Annotated in this window: 15 protein-coding genes; 9 read left to right on the plus strand and 6 right to left on the minus strand. The window is 70.0% G+C overall.

The features are described 5' to 3' along the window. Positions 1–234: 234 nt before the first annotated feature. Together ACFWV3_RS34190 and ACFWV3_RS34195 are read right to left on the minus strand one after the other, a co-directional pair. Complete coding sequence (locus tag ACFWV3_RS34190) at positions 235–2,937, minus strand: hypothetical protein (protein ID WP_382417498.1); 2,703 nt, start codon at positions 2,935–2,937, stop codon at positions 235–237. A 2-nt stretch (positions 2,938–2,939) separates the two neighbouring features. Further along, positions 2,940–4,700: an HSP90 family protein gene (locus ACFWV3_RS34195; RefSeq protein WP_382417500.1), complete on the minus strand. Its 1,761-nt coding sequence runs from the start codon at positions 4,698–4,700 to the stop codon at positions 2,940–2,942. A gap of 134 nt (positions 4,701–4,834) precedes the next feature. On the opposite strand from ACFWV3_RS34195, the gene pheS reads away from it, so the two are divergent. The 7 genes from pheS to ACFWV3_RS34230 all read left to right on the plus strand — a co-directional run bounded on the left by pheS (position 4,835) and on the right by ACFWV3_RS34230 (position 11,060). Continuing rightward, positions 4,835–5,902 carry a phenylalanine--tRNA ligase subunit alpha gene (gene pheS / locus ACFWV3_RS34200; protein ID WP_382417502.1) on the plus strand — a complete coding sequence of 356 codons (1,068 nt, stop codon included), beginning with the start codon at positions 4,835–4,837 and terminating at the stop codon, positions 5,900–5,902. Positions 5,903–5,907: 5 nt separating this feature from the next. Beyond that, positions 5,908–8,385, plus strand: a complete 2,478-nt coding sequence (pheT, locus tag ACFWV3_RS34205) for a phenylalanine--tRNA ligase subunit beta (protein WP_382417504.1) — start codon at positions 5,908–5,910, stop codon at positions 8,383–8,385. Positions 8,386–8,605: 220 nt separating this feature from the next. Continuing rightward, positions 8,606–9,049, plus strand: a complete 444-nt coding sequence (locus tag ACFWV3_RS34210; protein ID WP_382417506.1) for a hypothetical protein — start codon at positions 8,606–8,608, stop codon at positions 9,047–9,049. 3 nt (positions 9,050–9,052) lie between these two features. Continuing rightward, positions 9,053–9,442, plus strand: a complete 390-nt coding sequence (locus tag ACFWV3_RS34215; protein ID WP_382417508.1) for a hypothetical protein — start codon at positions 9,053–9,055, stop codon at positions 9,440–9,442. Next, positions 9,439–9,918, plus strand: coding sequence for a hypothetical protein (locus ACFWV3_RS34220; protein ID WP_382417510.1), 480 nt, complete (start codon positions 9,439–9,441; stop codon positions 9,916–9,918). Before ACFWV3_RS34215 ends, ACFWV3_RS34220 begins: the two co-directional genes overlap by 4 nt. Further along, the gene (locus ACFWV3_RS34225; protein ID WP_382417512.1) at positions 9,918–10,280 is read left to right on the plus strand and encodes a hypothetical protein; all 363 of its coding nucleotides are present in this window, start codon (positions 9,918–9,920) and stop codon (positions 10,278–10,280) included. Before ACFWV3_RS34220 ends, ACFWV3_RS34225 begins: the two co-directional genes overlap by 1 nt. Before the next feature lie 282 nt (positions 10,281–10,562). Further along, entirely contained in the window at positions 10,563–11,060 is a 498-nt protein-coding gene (locus tag ACFWV3_RS34230; RefSeq protein ID WP_382417514.1) for a hypothetical protein, read from the plus strand. Here the strand turns inward: ACFWV3_RS34230 and ACFWV3_RS34235 are convergent. Then, a complete protein-coding gene (locus tag ACFWV3_RS34235; RefSeq protein ID WP_382417516.1) occupies positions 11,057–11,725 on the minus strand; it encodes a DNA alkylation repair protein in 669 nt (222 codons plus the stop codon). The two genes, ACFWV3_RS34230 and ACFWV3_RS34235, sit on opposite strands and share 4 nt — an antisense overlap. 146 nt (positions 11,726–11,871) lie before the next feature. Between ACFWV3_RS34235 and ACFWV3_RS34240 the strand changes: the two genes are divergently transcribed. Together ACFWV3_RS34240 and sthA are read left to right on the plus strand one after the other, a co-directional pair. Then, on the plus strand, positions 11,872–12,861 hold the full coding sequence (locus ACFWV3_RS34240; RefSeq protein ID WP_382417518.1) for a hypothetical protein: 990 nt from the start codon (positions 11,872–11,874) through the stop codon (positions 12,859–12,861). Between the two features lie 61 nt (positions 12,862–12,922). Further along, positions 12,923–14,338: a Si-specific NAD(P)(+) transhydrogenase gene (sthA, locus tag ACFWV3_RS34245; protein ID WP_382417519.1), complete on the plus strand. Its 1,416-nt coding sequence runs from the start codon at positions 12,923–12,925 to the stop codon at positions 14,336–14,338. A gap of 20 nt (positions 14,339–14,358) precedes the next feature. On the opposite strand, the gene ACFWV3_RS34250 is transcribed toward sthA, so the two are convergent. The 3 genes from ACFWV3_RS34250 to ACFWV3_RS34260 form a co-directional block, all read right to left on the minus strand. Next, positions 14,359–15,000: a response regulator gene (locus tag ACFWV3_RS34250; RefSeq protein WP_382417521.1), complete on the minus strand. Its 642-nt coding sequence runs from the start codon at positions 14,998–15,000 to the stop codon at positions 14,359–14,361. Between the two features lie 229 nt (positions 15,001–15,229). Next, complete coding sequence (locus tag ACFWV3_RS34255) at positions 15,230–16,717, minus strand: sensor histidine kinase (RefSeq protein ID WP_382417523.1); 1,488 nt, start codon at positions 16,715–16,717, stop codon at positions 15,230–15,232. Further along, positions 16,714–18,204 (minus strand): sensor histidine kinase, encoded by a 1,491-nt coding sequence (locus tag ACFWV3_RS34260; RefSeq protein ID WP_382417525.1) that lies wholly within the window; start codon positions 18,202–18,204, stop codon positions 16,714–16,716. The genes ACFWV3_RS34255 and ACFWV3_RS34260 overlap by 4 nt, the downstream gene beginning before the upstream one ends. Positions 18,205–18,252: the final 48 nt, after the last annotated feature.

An 18,252-nucleotide genomic window follows, 5' to 3' on the forward strand; every position in this document is an offset into this window, starting at 1 on the left:
GGGCGGGGGTGGGGGGGGTGTTTCCGCCAACCGGGTTCCCGCGCGAGTCCCCCCACCCCACGGAATCGCGCCCCACCTACGCAACAGCAAGCCGCCCAACACAAACAGGCGTGCCATCAACCCGCCGAGGGCGCTGGCCGGTCTTTGATCAGTTGGCGGGGTCCGGGGCAGAGCCCCGCGCACGAAACCGGAACCCGCACGCACCAACGCAACCACCCACGAAGTCGCGACCCCTCAATCCAATCGAGCAGTCAACTCCCGAACCAGAGGGTCAGTCCCAGAAGCCTTCCCCTGCCGCCTCAAAGCCTCGGACAGCACCGAAAGCACATTCCCCACCTGACCATCATCAGGCAACAACGACGCAGCCCGCCGAGCCTCGACCTCAGCCCCCGAAGCATCCTCACCCCGCAACAAAACCTGGGCGGTGCGCAACACCACGAACACCCGCCAGTTCGCATCCCCAAGAGACGCGACCAACGCCTCAGCATCGCGATAATGCTGCACAGCAACAGAAAACGCCTCGGACTGCCCGGCCACCCAAGCCCGAACAGCCAGGATCTCGGCCTGCCGCCGAGTCACCTCGGCCGGATCATCCAGCAACGGCAACAAAGCCGAAGCATCGTCGACGGCGGCGGTGGTCTCCACCACCTCGTCATCCGGCAGGGTGGAAGCCAGCTCGACCAACGACCCGACGGCTTCGGACAGGTTCCCCTCCTGCTGCCACAACGCCGCAGCTGCCCGCCAAGAAGCGACAGCCTCGTCGTGCCGCTCCAGCCGCCCCTGCACGGACGCGAGCGCGTCGAGCAGGAACGCCCGCCGCCCGATCTCCTCCGCGGGCAACAGCTCCACGGCCTCCCGCAGGTACCGCTCGGCAGCGGGGAACTCGCCGAGCTTCCGGCAGACCTGGCCGAGCCGGAACACGACCTGCAACCGCAGGTCGTCCTGCCCGTCCTGCAGCAGCCGCAGCGACTCCTCCAGCACCTCGGCCGCCTCGACGAACCGGTCGGTCTGCACGTACCCGCCGCTCAGCGCGAAGCAGAAGTGCGCGGTGTGCCCGTCGGAGAGGTGCACGCGCGACACGGCCACGGCCTCGCGCAGGTCGCCCAGACAGGCGCCTTCCTGGTCCAGCTCCTGGATCGCCCCGACCTGGTACCAGCGCGTCTCGGCGGACTCCGGCAGCGGGAACGCCGCTACGAACTCCCGCGAGGTCGCCACGGCCTCGGGCACGCGCTGCAGCAACGTCTCCAGCCGCAGACGCAGCCGGTAGCCCTCGAACCGCGCGTTCGGCCGCAGGTCGCCGGCCATCGCGGACACGACATCCGCGTACGCGCCTTCGAGGTCCTGTTGCCGCGCACGGTGTTCCGCGGCTTCCACGGCAACGCGGCCGCGCAGCTCCGGAACGTCCAAAGAGGACGCCAGGGCGAGCATCTCGGCCGCGCGGTCGTGCGAGTGGTTGTCGTCGTACAGCTCGCTCAGCGTCAGCGCCGCGATCGTCCGCGTGTGGTCGGACGTCGCCTCGGCGAGGCACTTCTCGGCCAGTTCCAGGCCGCCTTCGAGGCCCATCGCCATCCGCGCCTGGTACCGCAGCGCCAGGTCGGCGGGCAGCGCGGTCAGCAGCTCCTCGAACCTCGGCGGGTCGAACGGGACCAGTCCCGTCGTCATCCGCCTGATCCCGGCGTGGGCGGCGAGGTCGGGCGGCAGCAACGAGTCCATGTCCGCGGGCAGCGAGTCGAGCATCCGCCGCGCCTGCACGAAGTCACCCTGCTCGTACAGGGTCACCATCGACTCGGCGATCTCCACCGGGTCGCCGGACACGAGCGGTTCCGCGGCGACCGGCACGACCGGTGCGGCCGGGACGGCCAGCTCGACGTGCGGGTAGTCCTTGTGGTCCAGCGCCTCCGTGACCCGGTCGGTCCACGCCGGCGTGCCGTTGCGCGCGTCGAACGCCTCCGCGAGCTCCACCGCCCTGTCCACGAGCCGGTCGAGCAGCTCCGCCGCGCTCAGCGGGCCGGCACCGGGCACATCGAACAGCACGTCGGGCCTGATCCGCTGCAGCAGCACGGAAGCGCACTCCGCGAACGACATCTCGTCGGCGGGCAGCTGCTTCGCCGTCACCTTGTGCAGCGAGCGGCGCAGGATCTCCTCACCGCGCGCCACGTTGCCGGTCAGCGCGCAGAACCGGATGTGCTCGTGCACGTACGAGGTGATCTCGTCTTCCTTGATCAACCGGTACGCGGTGGAGTGCGCGTGCGCCGCCCGTTCGGTGTCACCGATCTCCAGCAACGGCCACAGCAGCGCCGTCAGGATTCCCTGCGGCTGCGTGGCGCAGCCCGTGTTGCCGGACAGGCCCTCCCAGCCGTGCGCGGCGGCCTCGTGGTGCCGGCCCAGCCGCGCCAGCATCCACACCTGCTCCTCGACCACGCACGCGTCGCAGTCCGCCATCGGCCCCGACTCGGTGGCGAGGTACTTGCCGAGGTGCTCGGCCAGCGCCGTCATGTCCCCGACGTGGTAGGCCAGCTCGGCGCGGGCGCCGTGCACCGGCTGCACCGAGAAACCCAGGCGCCCGTAGCGGTCGGCGAGCTGCTCGACGACCGCGCGCACCTGCTCCAGCGAGAACCGCGGGTCCCGCCGCAGCCCCGTCGCGACCCACTTGTGCGACCAGTTCAGCGAGTGGACCTCGTAGTCGTTGAACGCCTCCGGGTCCTTCTCCTCGGCCGCCCGCACCCACGCGAACGGCGCGAGCATCAGGTCGTAGCGCGCGAGGTAGTACGCCGAGTCGATCATCGCGATCCGGCACGAGACGCCGAGCGGCAGGTGCCCGAGCGCGTCGGACATGCGCGCGGCCCGTTCCAGCGCCTCGTGCTTCGGCATGCCCGTCGGCATGTTGTACGCGTCGAGGAACGCCCGCTCGGCGTCCTCGGCGGTGAAGTCGGCCATCGTCACTTTCCCCCAACAGCGCGGTCCAGGAGTTCCAGGAACGAGCGGTTCAACGCCGCCGTGTCCTTCGGTCGCATCGGCCGCCGCGCCTGCAGGACGGCGTGCACGTACAGGGACTCGAGCGTCAGCTCCACGAGCGACGGGTCGGTCAGCCGCGCCAGCCGCTGCACGAGCGGGTTGCGGCAGTTGAGCACCAGCTGCTCCGCCCGCGACGACTCGGACCCGGCGGTCAGCTGCCCGAGCAGCTCCGCCCACAACGGGTCGGTCGTCTCCTCGGCGGCCTGCTCGGTGTCGAGCTTGCGCTGCTGCTCGGCGTTGGTGATCAGCAGTGCGGGCAGCGAGACCGGGTCGAAGTCGCGGATCACCGCGTCGCAGTCGTGCCGGTCGAGCGCCGCGGCGGCCTCGGACAGCCGTAGCCGCAACGCCGTCTCGATGTCCGGCTCCGGGTCGGCCAGCGCGGCCAGCAGCTCCGACGGCGCGACGCGGCGCGCGACGGCGGGACCGTCGAGCGCGCCGAGCCGGTTCAGCAGCTCCAGGTCGTAGGCGTAGCCGGCGTTGACCAGGCCCAGGCCCTGCGCGGCCGCGACCGGCGCGAGCTGGTGGAACTCGTCGACGTCCGGGATGTAGAGGATCGCGCCGTGCTTGCGCTTGAACTGCCGCAGCGGGACCGGGCCGTCGGTCGTCTCGAACGGCAGCCAGCGCTCGACCAGCCGCAGCATCTCGTCGTCCGAGCGCGCCAGCGACTTGATGCCGAGGTGGTGCGCGGCCAGCAGTTCCCCTGCCCGGCGCGGCTCGATCGCGTCCAGCCTGATCAGCCAGTCGCGGATCTGCTCGCCCAGCTCCTCGCGCACCGCCAGCAGCATCTCGTCCTGGTACAGCGACTCGCGCGACGCCGTCGGCCGGACGGCGGACGCGTCGACCACGCACCGCACGAAGTACGCCCAGTCCGGCAGCAGGCCCTCGACGTTGTCGCCGACGAGCATGCGCTTCAGGTACACGCGGTGCGTCTGCCGCGTCCCGGGGTGCACGCCGGACGGCAGCACGAACGCGACACCGGTCAGCCCGGCCGCCTCGACCTCGATCGGGATCGCCTCGAACGGCGTGAACCCGAAGATCTGCTCGCAATATTCGGAAAGGTCGGCGTTCTCGTCATCCCACGGCCGTTCGCCGCGGGTCACCACGTCGCCGTCCAGCGTCACCACAGCCGGCAGCAGGTCGCCGTAGTCGCTCACCAACGGCCGCACGACGTCCGCCTCGAGCCAGTGCTCGTTGCCGCGCGAGGCACTCAGCACCACCGTGGTGCCGACGGGCACCTCACCCTCCGCAGTGTCCACTTCGGACACCGTGTAGTTGCCCGACGCGTCCGCCTCCCAGCGCACGGCCGACCCGCCGCGAGCGGACCGCGTGATCACCGTCACCGAGGAGGCGACGAGGAAGCACGACAGCATGCCGACGCCGAACTGCCCGAGGAACCCCTCGCGCGCGAACCCCAGGTCATCGCGCTTCGAGGTGCGCCCGAGCGTCGAGAGCAGCTCGTGCACTTCGTCCTCGGTGAGGCCCACGCCGGTGTCGGTGATCGTCAGCGTGGTGCCGCAGGTGATCGTGACGCCGGCCGGGCAGGACGGGTCGAGCTCGCGCCGCGCCGTGATCGCGTCGACGGCGTTCTGCAGCAGTTCCCGCACGTAGACGCGCGGGCTGCTGTAGAGGTGGTGGCTGAGCAGGTCGATGATGCCGCGCAGGTCGACGCGGAAGGTGTGCGACATGATGCCGCCCATATTAGGTAGGTGGAGCGCTTCGACGCCGCCCTTTAACCGAACGTGCGGGAGCGGTCAACTCCGCACCGACTACGATCGGCCTGTTCACTACCGAAGTCCGTGACGGGAGCTGTCCTACCACCATGTCCGGAGCCAACGACCCGTACGACCCGAAGGAGGTCGCGGCGCTGTCGGCCGAGAACCTCGACGCGGCCGTGCAGAAGGCGCGCGAGGCGTTCGCCGGAGCAGCCGACCTCGAGGCGCTCGCCTCGGTCAAGCCGGGCCACCTCGGTGACCGGTCGCCCGTGCTGCTGGCCCGCCGCGAGATCGGTGCCCTGCCCCCCAAGGCCAAGGCCGAGGCCGGCAAGCGGGTCAACCAGGCGCAGTCCGCGATCAAGACCGCGTTCGACGAGCGCCACGCCGTGCTCCAGGTCGAGCGCGACGAGCGGGTGCTGCGCGAGGAGTCCGTCGACGTCACGCTGCCCTGGGACCGCTTCCCGCGCGGCGCGCGCCACCCGATCACCACCCTCGCCGAGCGCATCGGCGACGTCTTCGTGGCCATGGGCTACGAGATCGCCGAGGGCCCCGAGCTCGAGACCGAGTGGTTCAACTTCGACGCGCTGAACTTCGGCAAGGACCACCCCGCCCGTTCGATGCAGGACACCTTCTACATCGCGCCCGGCGACTCGCAGCTGGTCCTGCGCACGCACACCTCCCCGGTCCAGGCCCGCACGCTGCTGGAGCGCGACCTGCCGGTGTACGTCGTGTGCCCCGGCCGCACGTTCCGCACCGACGAGCTCGACGCGACCCACACCCCGGTGTTCCACCAGGTCGAGGGTCTCGCGGTCGACAAGGGCCTGACGATGGGCCACCTCAAGGGCACCCTGGACGCGTTCGCGCGCGCCATGTTCGGCGAGGACTCGAAGACCCGCCTGCGTCCTTCCTTCTTCCCGTTCACCGAGCCGTCGGCCGAGGTCGACGTGTGGTTCCCGGAGCGCAAGGGCGGCGCCGGCTGGGTCGAGTGGGGCGGCTGCGGCATGGTCAACCCCAACGTGCTGCGCGCCACCGGCGTCGACCCGGACGTGTACTCCGGCTTCGCGTTCGGCATGGGCCTGGAACGCACGCTGCAGTTCCGCAACGGCCTTCCCGACATGCGCGACATGGTCGAGGGCGACGTCCGCTTCACCCAGCCTTTCGGAACGGAGGCCTGATCCGGATGCGCATCCCGGTCAGCTGGCTGGTCGAACACCTCGGTTTCGACGAAGTCCCCACGCCCGACGAGCTCTCCGAGGCGTTCACCCGCATCGGCATCGAGGTCGAGGAGGTGAGCCCGCTCGGTCCCGTGACCGGCCCGATCGTCGCCGGTCGCGTCGTCGAGATCGAGGAGCTCACCGAGTTCAAGAAGCCGATCCGCTACTGCCGGGTCGAGGTCGGCCCCGAGCAGGTCAACAACATCATCTGCGGCGCCACGAACTTCGTCGAGGGCGACTCGGTCGTCGTCGCGCTGCCCGGTGCCGTCCTGCCGGGCGACTTCACGATCGCCGAGCGCAAGACGTACGGCCGCGTGTCGCAGGGCATGCTCTGCGCCGCCGACGAGCTCGGCATCGGCGACGACCACTCCGGCATCCTCGTGCTGCCCACCGGCACCGCGCAGCCCGGCGACGACGCCATGGAGCTGCTCGGCCTGAACGACAGCGTGATCGAGCTGGCGCCGACCCCGGACCGCGGCTACGCGTTCTCGGTCCGCGGCCTGGCCCGCGAGATCGCCTGCGCGTTGGAGGTCCCGTTCGGCGACCCCGGTCTCGCCGAGATCCCGGAGCCCGAGGGCGAGGCCTGGCCCGTCCACATCGAGGACCGCGCGGCCTGCTCGCGGTTCGTCGCGCGCCGCGTGTCCGGCGTCGACCCGACCGCGCCCACCCCGTGGTGGATGCGCCGCCGCCTGATGCTCGCCGGCATGCGGTCGATCTCGTTGCCGGTCGACGTGACGAACTACGTCATGCTCGAACTGGGCCAGCCGCTGCACGCGTTCGACGCCTCCTCCCTGTCCGGAGCGCTGACCGTGCGTCGCGCCCACGCGGGGGAGAAGCTCACGACGCTCGACGACTCGGTGCGCGCTCTCGACACCGACGACATCGTCATCGCCGACGACAGCGGAGTCATTTCACTCGCCGGCGTGATGGGCGGTGCGTCGACGGAGGTCCAGGACACCTCCTCGGACATCCTGCTCGAGGCGGCGAACTGGGACCCGGCGTCCATCGCGCGCACGGTCCGCCGGCACAAGCTGCCGTCGGAGGCCGCCAAGCGCTTCGAGCGGACCGTCGACCCGGCACTCGCGCCGGTGGCGCTGGAGCGGGCCGCGAAGCTGCTCAACCACTACGCCGAGGGCTCGATCAAGCCCGGCCGCACCGACGTCGGCGCGCCGACGCTGCCGGAGCCGGTGTCGATGCCGATCGACCTGCCGGACCGCATCGCGGGCGTCCGCTACGCGCGGGGCGTCACGGCGCGCCGCCTCGGCCAGATCGGCTGCCAGGTCTCGGTGACCACCTCGGAGGAGGGCCAGACGATCGTCACGGCCGTCCCGCCGACGTGGCGCGCCGACCTCGTGCAGCCCGCCGACCTGGTGGAGGAGGTGCTGCGGCTGGAGGGCTACGACACGATCCCGTCCACGCTGCCGCCCGCCCCCGCCGGCCGCGGCCTGACCGAGCAGCAGCGCCGCCGCCGCACGGTGTGGCGCACGCTGGCCGAGGACGGGTTCGTCGAGGTCAAGCCGTTCCCGTTCATCGACCCGGCGGTGTTCGACGCGTTCGGGCTGTCGGCGGACGACATCCGCCGCAACACCGTCGGCGTGCTGAACCCGCTGGAGTCGGACAAGAACGTCCTCGCGACGACCCTGCTGCCGGGCCTGCTGGAGACCCTGCAGCGCAACCTGGCCCGCGGTGCTCGCGACGTCGCGCTCTACAACGTCGCCCAGGTGACGCTGCCGCGCGCGCAGCAGGTCCCGGTCCCGTCGCTGGGCGTGGACCGCAGGCCCACCGAGGCGGAGGTGGCGTCGCTGCTGGCCGCCCTGCCGCAGCAGCCGCTGCACGTCGCCGGTGTGCTCACGGGCCACCGCGAGCTGGCCGGCTGGTGGGGCAAGGGCCGCATCGCCGACTGGTCGGACGCCGTCGAGGCGGCCCGCCGCGTCGGCCAGGCCTACGGGGTCTCGCTGCGCGTCGTGGCGTCGGACCTGCTGCCGTGGCACCCCGGCCGCTGCGCCGAGCTGCGCGTCGGCGACTGGCCCGTCGGCCACGCCGGTGAGCTGCACCCGAAGGTGGTCGAGGCGCTGGGCCTGCCCAAGCGGACCGTGGCGTTCGAGCTCGACCTGGACGCCCTCCCGCTGGACGACCACCGCCCGGCACCGATGGTGTCCCCGTACCCGCCGGTCCTGCTGGACGTCGCGCTGGTCGTGGACGCCTCAGTGCCGGTGCAGTCGGTGTCCGAGGTGCTGGGCGCGTCCGCGGGCGACCTGCTCGAGGACCTGCGCCTGTTCGACGTCTACACGGGCGAGCAGGTGGGCGAGGGCAAGAAGTCGCTCGCGTACTCCTTGCGGTTCCGCGCCCCCGACCGCACGCTGACCGTGGAGGAGGCGACCACGGCCCGCGACGCCGCCATCGCCGCCGCGGCCGACCGTCTGGGCGCAGCACTCCGCGCCTGACCGATCACGCTGAGTGAGGCCCGAGGTTCTCCGGAATCTCGGGCCTCACGCGTAACATCTGCCATGTTCCTCCGATTGCGCATGTGCGTAGCCGCTGGATGCCGGTTGACAACAGTGCCTCGTGGGTCCTTCTTCTGGTGCCTTGTGCACGCTGTGTAGCCGACCGTCGATCTCCAAACTGGGTGCTGTTCCCGCCAGGCACCACCCTCTGGAGATCCACATGCGCAAGCGCACCGCAGTCATCGCCGCAGTCGCCATCGTCGCCGTCGGGGGCGGCATCGCCTACGCCGCGTGGTCGAGCACCGGTTCCGGCAACGGATCGGTGACCTCGACCCGGGAGATCAGCTCGAACATCACGCCGGTCAGCGGTGCGGGCCTCTACCCCGGCAAGACCGTCTCGTTCGTGGTCGAGATCGACAACCCCAACGGCTACGCCGTCCAGGTCACCTCGATCAGCGCCGGCTCCTCCGAGCAGACCTCCGGTGGCTGCGTGGCCGGCACCGTCACGAGCATGGCGTCCGGGGCGAATCCCGGCGGCGTGATCGCGGCCGGTCAGAAGGCCTCCTACACGCTGCAGGCGACCATGAACAAGGACGCCGCTGACAACTGCAAGTCGCAGACCTTCACGCTGCCGCTGACCGCGACGCTCGTCTCGGCCGCCTGAGTCATGCGCCGCGCCCTGATCGTGCTCGTCGTGCTGTTCGCGCTCTCGCCGGTGGCGGACGCGGCGGACAGCCCTGGCAAGGCGTTCACGATCGCGGACGTCGGCGCAGCGACGGGGTTGGTCCCCGGTGGGACGGTGACCCGCAAGGTGCGGGTCACCAACCCCAACAACCAGGACATCAAGGTGACCCGGCTCGACACGACGGTCGGGCGCCCCTCCCCGAACTGCCCGGCGAACGCCGTGACCGTCGAGGCCGTCACCACGCCGGTCCTCATCGCCAAGAACGCCTACGCCGACGTACCGCTGACCGTCCGCATGACGGCCACGGCCCCGAACGCCTGCAAGAACCTCACCTTCCCCCTCACCTACTCGGGAACGGCGATCAAGCCATGATCAGCTTCAAGGAACTCGTCCGCAGGCGGTACGTCCGCCGAGGCGTGGTGATCTTCGCGGTCGCGACGGCCGCACTCGGCTCGGGCGTCGCCTACGCGGCCTGGACGAGCTCCGGCACCGGCAACGCCACGGCCACCGCGGCCACGGCGGCAGCTCCGGTGGTGACCGGCGGCGCGGTCATCACCGGTTTCCTCTACCCCGGCGCGACGGGTACCGCGGTCGTCACCGTCAAGAACCCGAACCCGTACCCGGTGGTCGTCAGCACGGTCGCCCCCAACGGCGCGGTGCCGGCGTCGGGCTCCTGCCCGGCGTCCACGGTGAGCTTCGCGACGCAGAACCCCGGCACGCCGATCGCCGCCGGCGCCACCGTCGCGATCACGATGGCGGGCTCGGTCTCGATGATCTCGGGAGCGGTCAACGCGTGCCAGGGCGTGGACTTCTCCATCCCGGTGACCGTCACGATCGCGAGCGCGTGATGCGCACCGTCATCGCGGGCGCGGCGGTGCTGTGCCTCCTCGCGGCGCAGCCCGCCTCCGCGGCCTGGACCACCAGCGGTCAGGGATCCGCTGGTGCGAAGGCTGCCGCGGTCACCGTGCCGACCGGCCTGGCTTGCTCCAGGTCCACCGGCGCGGTGACCTGGCAGGCCGTCCAGGGGGCGACGGGTTACGACGTCTGGTGGAGCGACAAGGACAACAACGGCGGGGGCAACTTCACCGGCCCGATCCGCGTCACCTCGCCCTCGTACACCGTCACGAACGGGACTCCGCTGCGGGCGAAGGTCCGATCCGTCGCCGGAACCTGGCAGAGCGCTCAGAGCCCGGACGCAAACTGCCCATAGAAGTTCGCTCGATCGGGTGAACCGCGGGAATGGGAATTTGGGATCAAATCAGCAGGTGGTAGCCCTGCGTAGCTGTCAAGGTGCCGAAAGTCCCTCATTACAAGGGGAAATCGGCGCCCGTCGGACGCTTGCGCAGTAGGTGAAGCTTCTCCAAGATTGTCGACGCGGCCCGCTGGGCCGAGGGGCGAAGCGATGAACCACCGGGCGAGTCTGGTCGCCGGTCCGGTGGGGAGCTAGAGGCGAACCCACCGCCTGGGAGCAACAACTCTGGAGAGTTGCGCCATGCGTAGTCTGGGTCCGCGCCTCGAGATCGCCGTGTCGTTGACGATCCTCATGGTCGGCGCGGCCGTCGTGGCGGCCATGCACCTCACGTGGCCGGACCCGAAGCTGCCCGCGATGGCGTACTCGGTGAGCAGCGGCGAGTCGGACATGCAGCAGCTCAAGCCGTTCGAGATCAACGACATCTCCGGCGCGCCCGTCGAGCTGACACCCGGTGCGGAGGGGCAGCGCAAGGTGCAGCTGTCCAACCCGAACGGCGTCGACATCATCGTCGAGAGCCTGTCCGCGGTGCCCGGCCAGCCCCTCGACGCGACCCAGCGGCGCGTCACCGCGTGTCCGGCCGGTGTGCTGACGGTCGTGCCGCTCACCGACGTCGTCGAGATCCCGGCAGGCGGCTCGGTCGAGGTGACGATGAAGGTCCAGGTCGCCAAGGACGTGCCGGCGGCGTGCGCCGAGCTCGTCTTCCCGTTGACCTACTCGGGCCGCGCCAAGCACGGCTAGAGGTGCTTGAGGGCCTCGCGCCGGGACAGCGGTGAGAGGTCCGGCCTGGCCTCCACGAACGCCCGCACCCACCCCGGCTCGGTCTTCGCGAACTGCCGCAGCGCCCAGCCGATGCCCTTGCGCAGGAAGAAGTCCTGGTCGGCGATGTTCGCGTCGACGCACGACGTGAGCAGCTCGACGTCGGTCTCGCTCTTCGCGCCCAGCTGGCAGATCACCGACGTCCGGCGGCGCCAGCGGTCCTCGTCGGTCGACCAGCGGAGCATCAGCGGCCGCACGACCTCGGGGGCCGACCGCAGCAGCGGGCCGATCCGCCTCGACGCGATCTCGTCCACGTAGTCCCACCACGCGCCCGTCACGGTCATCTCGTCGAACCACGGCAGCAGGTCGACGGACTGGAAGCGCCGGTCGCCGCTCAGTGCCAGCGCCACGTAGCGCTCCTCGCGGTAGGTGGCCTCCCGCCACAGCGTCTGAACGGCGGCGAGCCACTCGTCCCGGTCCTCGATCACGGGCAGTGACCTCAGCAGTTCGGCGCGTCCCGGTTTCTGCACGCCGAGGAACGGCATGTCGGACTTCATGTACGCCTGCATCTCCGGCGCTTTGCGCGAATCCGCGCGCTCCTCGAGTCCGGCTCGAACCGCTTCGATCAAGGGAACCTCAAGTGTCACACCCAAACGGTATAGCCATAAGGAGTAGCCCTGTTGAGATTATTGGCCCCATTCGTGTCACAATTGCTAACGAATTCGCAAAGCATCCTTTGACCCGGTGCGGGTGTGAACAGAAAACGCTCCAGTTCCGGATACAGTTCGCGTTCATGCGCGTGCTCATGGTGGTGGCGGCGCTCGTGCTCGGCAGCATGGGTGCCACCAAGGCGGAGACAGTCGGTTACCTGGATCTGCCGCTGGTCAACGGGAACGGCGAGGAGCGGGGTGGCGTGCACCCCGACCTGCCGTACGACCGTGCCGAGCTCGAGCAGGCGCTCACCTCGTACCGGGACAAGGGCATCTCGCCGGTGCGGTTCAAAGCGTTGTTGTGGCAGTACTGGATTGTGCGCGCCGCCGATGAAGCGGGTGTGCGGCTGGCCGACTGGGATCCGCAACGGGGTGCCGACACGAACCGCGCGGTGATCTTCGCCGTGTACGACTTCTACGCGAAGTTGTACCTCACTCACCCGGAATCGCTGAGGTGGATGGGATTTGCGAACATGGGCGCGCCCGCGTTCGCGGCCGGGATGCTCGACCTCGGCACCGTTCCGGAACTGCGCTGGTTCTCGTCGATGCTGATGTCGATGCAGAAGCACATCTTCATGGACCTCGGCGCGATGCACGCCGCCTATCTGCACGGTGGCGTGAGGGCCGTCGAGGAGATGCGCGACGCCGGCATCATCGACCCGGCGACCACCGCCGCGTGGGCCGACCCGGCGCGGGCCGTCCTGGCGTTCTCCTCGCGCGAGCAGAACATCGTGATCCCCGACCAGTTCGACCGGACGCGGGCGCGCCTGCTGCCGCCCGGCGAGGTCGTCACGTACGCGATCACGGTCGCCGGCCCGATGCCGGTGCCGGGTGGCAAGACACCGGCGCGCTACCGGCCGCTGCTCGGCGGTCCGCTGCCCGCGTTCAACTACGCGGATCGCACGGCTCGCTGGGACTTCCTGAGCAACGACACGGTGCCCGCGTACGAGCGGCTGTCGAAGGACGAGGTGCGCAAGATCGTCATGCGGCCGTTCGCGGACCGCGTGGCCGAGTACCGTGCCAGGGCCCGGCTGCTCGACCTGGTCATCCCGTTCCGCGGTGACGTGCCGTAGTCGCACGGATTCATTTTTCGTTCAGGGGTGGAAACGGATCAGCCGAAGTAGGCTGCTGACCATGACGTCGTACGACTACGACCTGATCGTCATCGGCTCTGGTCCTGGCGGCCAGAAGGCGGCGATCGCGGGTGCGAAACTGGGCAAGCGCGTGGCGGTCATCGACAAGCAGGAGATGGTCGGCGGCGTCTGCGCGAACACGGGCACCATCCCGTCGAAGACCCTCCGCGAAGCCGTCATGTACCTGACGGGCATGAGCCAGCGCGAGCTGTACGGCGCGAGCTACCGGGTCAAGCAGGACATCACGATCAACGACCTGATGGCGCGCACCCAGCACGTGATCGGCCGCGAGGTCCAGGTCGTGCGCGCGCAGCTGCACCGCAACGGCATCGACCTGCTCAACGGGTTCGGGCGGTTCGTCGACGAGCACACCGTTGCGGTGGAAGGAAGTCACCGCGGCGACCGGACGACGATCAGCGGCGAGTACGTCGTCATCGCGACCGGTACGACGCCCGCGCGTCCGTCCGTCGTCGACTTCGACGAGGAGCGCATCCTCGACTCCGACGAGGTCTTCGCGCTCACGGAGATCCCGTCGTCGCTGGTCGTGGTCGGTGCCGGCGTGATCGGCATCGAGTACGCGTCGATGTTCGCCGCGCTCGGCACCCGCGTGACGGTCGTCGAGCAGCGCGAGCGGATGCTGGACTTCTGCGACCCGGAGATCGTCGAGTCGCTGAAGTTCCACCTGCGCGACCTCGCGGTGACGTTCCGGTTCGACGAGAAGGTCGTCGACGTCTCGGTGTCGGAGTCGGGCACCATCACGACCCTGGCCTCCGGCAAGCGCATCCCGGCCGCCGCCGTCATGTACTCGGCGGGCCGCCAGGGCTGCACCGAGCAGCTCGACCTCGCCGCCGCCGGCCTCGAAGCCGACCGCCGCGGCCGCCTGACCGTCGACGAGCACTACCGCACGCCCGTCGAGCACATCTACGCCGTCGGCGACGTCATCGGCTTCCCGGCACTGGCCGCGACGTCGATGGACCAGGGCCGCCTCGCCGCCTACCACGCGTTCGGCGAGCCGGTGCACGAGCTGACGGCGTTGCAGCCCATCGGCATCTACACGATCCCGGAGATCTCCTACTGCGGCGCCACGGAAGCCGAGCTGACGTCGTCCGCGATCCCGTACGAGGTCGGCATCTCGCGCTACCGCGAGCTGGCGCGCGGCCAGATCGTCGGTGACGCGTACGGCATGCTCAAGCTGCTGGTGTCCACTGTGGACCGCAAGATCCTCGGCGTGCACGTGTTCGGCACCGGTGCCACGGACCTCGTGCACATCGGGCAGGCCGTGATGGGCTGCGGCGGCACGGTCGACTACCTGGTCGACACCGTCTTCAACTACCCGACGCTGTCCGAGGCGTACAAGGTCGCGGCGCTGGACGCCACCAACAAGATCCGGGCGCTGGACCGCTTCACGACCCGCTGATCTCCAGGACCAGCTGATCTTCAGGACCGGGTGAGGCCGCCGTCGTGGGCCACGATGGCGGCCTGCACCCGGTTGGTGACCTCCAGCTTGGGCAGGATCCGGCTGATGTGCGCCTTCACCGTGCCCGTCGCCATGTAGAGCTGCTCGCCGATCTCGGTGTTGGACAGGCCTTCGCCGACCAGCTCCAGGACGTTCCGCTCGGTCTCCGTGAGCGCGTCGATCTTGCGGCGCGCCTCCGAGCCGTCGTCCGGGGCGGTCAGGTGGCGTTCGATCAGGCGTTTGGTGATCTGCGGGGCGAGGATCGGTTCGCCGTTGGCCGCCTTGCGGACGGCGGTGATCAGGTCCTGGGGCGGGGTGTCCTTCAGGAGGAAGCCCGTGGCGCCGACCTTGAGGGCCTGGGCCACGTAGGAGTCTTCGCCGAACGTCGTGAGCATGACGACGTTGGTGGACTTGGCGATCTGTTCCGCGGCTTTGAGGCCGTCTCCGCCCGGCATGCGGATGTCGAGCAGGGCCACGTCGACGGTGTGCTGGTGGGTCAGGGTCACGGCCTGGTTGCCGTCGCTGGCTTCGGCCACCACGGTGATCTCGGGGTCGTTCTCGAGGATCAGGCGGATGCCGGCGCGCATGAGGGTCTCGTCGTCGGCGATGAGAACTCGGATCACGCGGGTCAGCTTAGGTGGTTTCGGGTGATTTTCGGGTGGTTCCGGCGGTGGTTGCGGCTGGGACCGTGCGGGTTCCAGCGTGGTCGCCTTTGGTGGTTCCGTGCCTGTTCCAGCGTGGTCGTGCACCTCGGACGAAAGACTGGGTTCATCGCTGCCCATCGGCGTCAGGTCTGCACGGCTCACCTTCGGCATCGCTTGGGGCCTTGGCTTCGCCGTTGGCGTGCCGGTGCTAGGGGCGTTCCTGTTCCTGCTCCTTCGAGGTGAGCTTGCCCTCGCGGAAACAAAGCTTGTAGAGCAGTTCCGGGTTGTGCGAGGTGCGGAAGCGCGAGCAGCCGTCCACGCCCAGCTGTCCGACGCCGAACTGGTCCATGACGTCGTCCTCGTCCGTGACGCCCACGCGGAGCGAGTCGAAGTACGGCGCGTTCATCTGGGTCGGGTTGGAGAGTGCGAAGATCAGCAGCGCGATCAGCGTGCCCGCGATCGGCAGCGTTGCCAGCAGGCCCAGGCAGCCGCCGCCCACCACGCGCGGGACGGTCAGGATCTCGGCTGCCAGTGGTGGTGGGACCTCGGCGACCTCTGTTGCGGATTGTTCGGACTGCGCTGCCGGGTGCAGGGGGACGTCCGCTGCTACCCGGAAGCCGCCTTCGGTGGGGTGGCCTGCGGTGAACGAGCCGCCGAGCAGGCCCACGCGTTCCTCCAGGCCGATCAGACCTCGGCGGGTGCCCTTGCCCGGTGGGGCTGAGGAAGGGCCGTTGAGCACCTGGATTCGTGCGCGGCCGGCTTGGACGGCCACCTGCACCCGTGCTCGGGCGGTGGGGGCGTGTTTGTGGACGTTGGTGAGGGCTTCGCGGACCACTCGGTGGACGGCTCGGCGGGTTCTCGGGTCGGCGTTGTGCAGGTCGTCGCCCGACCAGTCGAGGGAGACGGTCAGGCCGGCCTTCATCGAGCTCTCGACCAGTGCGGTGATGTCGGAGCGGGTGCCGGTGTCCTCGTCGAGCGACTCGGGTTCGGGGTTGGTGCGCAGGACGCCGAGGATCTCGCGCAGTTCGGCCATCGCGAGGGAGGACGTGGTGCGGATCAGCTCGGCCTGGTCGTGCAGTTGCGGGGCCTTGGTCGCGGTGGCCAGCTCCAGGGCGCCCGCGTGTATGGAGATCAGGCTCAGGCGGTGGCCGAGCATGTCGTGCATCTCGCCGGCGATGTGGGCGCGTTCCTCGGAGCGGGCGGAGGCCGCGGTCAGGGCTCGGGCGCGTTCCAGGTACTCGTTGCGTTCCTGGAGCAGGCGGACCATCGGTTTGCGGCGGCCCAGCAGCATGCCCGAGACGGCGGGGAACAGCACGAAGAACACCGCGCTGATGACCGCTCCGAAGAGCGACTCCCAGAGCGGCATGTTCCGGTAGCTCTCCTGGAACTGGCTGAAGGCGCCCTGCAGCACGGTCATGACGCCCAGCAGTGCCCAGAGCCTGCCCAGGGGCGTGATGCGGCGGCATGCGGTGAAGACCACGAACGTCGTGACGGCCTGGGCCCAGAGGTTGTTGACCGCGAAGAGCGGGGCGGTGAGCAGCAGGGCCCACACCGGCTTGCGCGGTGCCAGCCAGACCAGGGCCGCGATCCACAGCGCCGTCATGACCGTCAGCGCGGGGTGGGGGACCGGGGCCAGGGGAGCGACCAACGGCACCAGGCCCACGAGCAGGGCGAGTGCGGGCCAGACGAACCTCACCGGGCCAGCTCCCTCTTGTCGTCCAGCACGCCGTACTCGTCGAAGCAGAGCTCGAAGTCGATGTCGTCCGAGTCGCGCGCGTGGTAGCGGGAGCAGCCCGCGTTGTCGGTGGCCACGCCGAACCCGTAGGTCTCGGTGATCTCCTCCTCGTGCACCACGGAGACGCGCAGGTCGGTGAACTCCTGCCGGCTCATCTCGCCCCGGCCGAAGACCGCGACGATGAGCAGCACGAACGCCGTGCCGAGCGCCGGAACGACCGCGAGGGTGGCGAGGCAGCCGCCGCCGACCACCCGTGGCACGGTCAGGATCTCGGCCGTGATCGGGGGAGGTGCCTCGACGACGGCACCCGCCGCGCCCGTCTCCTCCTGCACCACCGGGTGCAGCGGGAGGTCGGCCGCGACCCGGAACCCGCCCGCGTACCGGACGGCCTGGAACGTCCCGCCGATCAGCTCGACCCGTTCCTCCAGGCCGATCAGGCCGCGCCGGGTGCCGCCGCCCCTCGGCTCGCCGCTCGGGCCGTTGACCACCTCGACGCGCACGCGTTCGGCGACCAGCACCGAGACACGCGTTCGTGCCGACGGCGCGTGCTTGTGCACGTTCGTGAGTGCTTCACGCACGACCCGATGCACTGCTCTCCGCAGCCGTGCGTCGGCATCGGACAGATCGTCGCCTGACCATTGCAAGACGACGGACACTCCCGCAGCAGTAGACGCGGCCACGAGCCGTTCGACGTCCGTGCGCGTTCCGGCGTCCTCGTGTGCGTCGGAGGACGTGCCGAGCACGCCGAGGATCTCGCGCAGTTCCTCCATCGCCACGGCGGACGTCTTGCGGATCAGCTCGACCTGTTCGCGCAGCTCAGGAGCCTGTTCGGCGGCGGACTGCTCCAGCGTGGCGGCGTGTGCGGTCAGCTGCCGCAGACGGTGGCTGAGCATGTCGTGCATCTCGCTCGCGATGTGGGCGCGCGTCGCCGACCTCGCGGTGTTCGCGGTCAGCACCCGCGTGTGCTCCAGGTAGTCGTTGCGCTCCATCAGGACCTGCGTCAACGGCTTGCGGCGCCCGATGAGCCCGCCGGACACAGCGGGGAAGACCAGCAGGAACACGACGGTGAACGCCGTGCCGAGGACGTACTCGGTCGCGCTGTCGCCCGCGCGCCACGCGTACAGGCCGCCGAACCCCGCCTGCAGCACCGCGGTGACGCCGATCAACGCCCACAACCGGCCCTGCGACCGCACGGACCGGGCCGCGCGGAAGATCACGAGCGACGTGGGGGCGAGCGCGAGCAGGTTGTTGACCGCGTTCAGGGGAGCGGTGAGCACGATCGCCCACATCGGCCAGCGCCCGCTCACCGGCACCAGCGCGGCCGCCCACACCGCGGAGCCCACCACCAGCCACCACTGACCGGGCCTGCCCAGCGGTGCCACCAGCGTCACGAGGGCCAGCAGGAAGGCGCTCGCCATCCACAGCCAGTCGCGCACCTTGACGTTCACGCTGATCATCATGGTCGACCGCGGTGCGGGACCCCAGCGCCAGGTGGC

This window comes from Lentzea sp. NPDC059081 (genome assembly GCF_042738015.1).
Classification (GTDB): Bacteria; Actinomycetota; Actinomycetes; order Mycobacteriales; family Pseudonocardiaceae; genus Lentzea.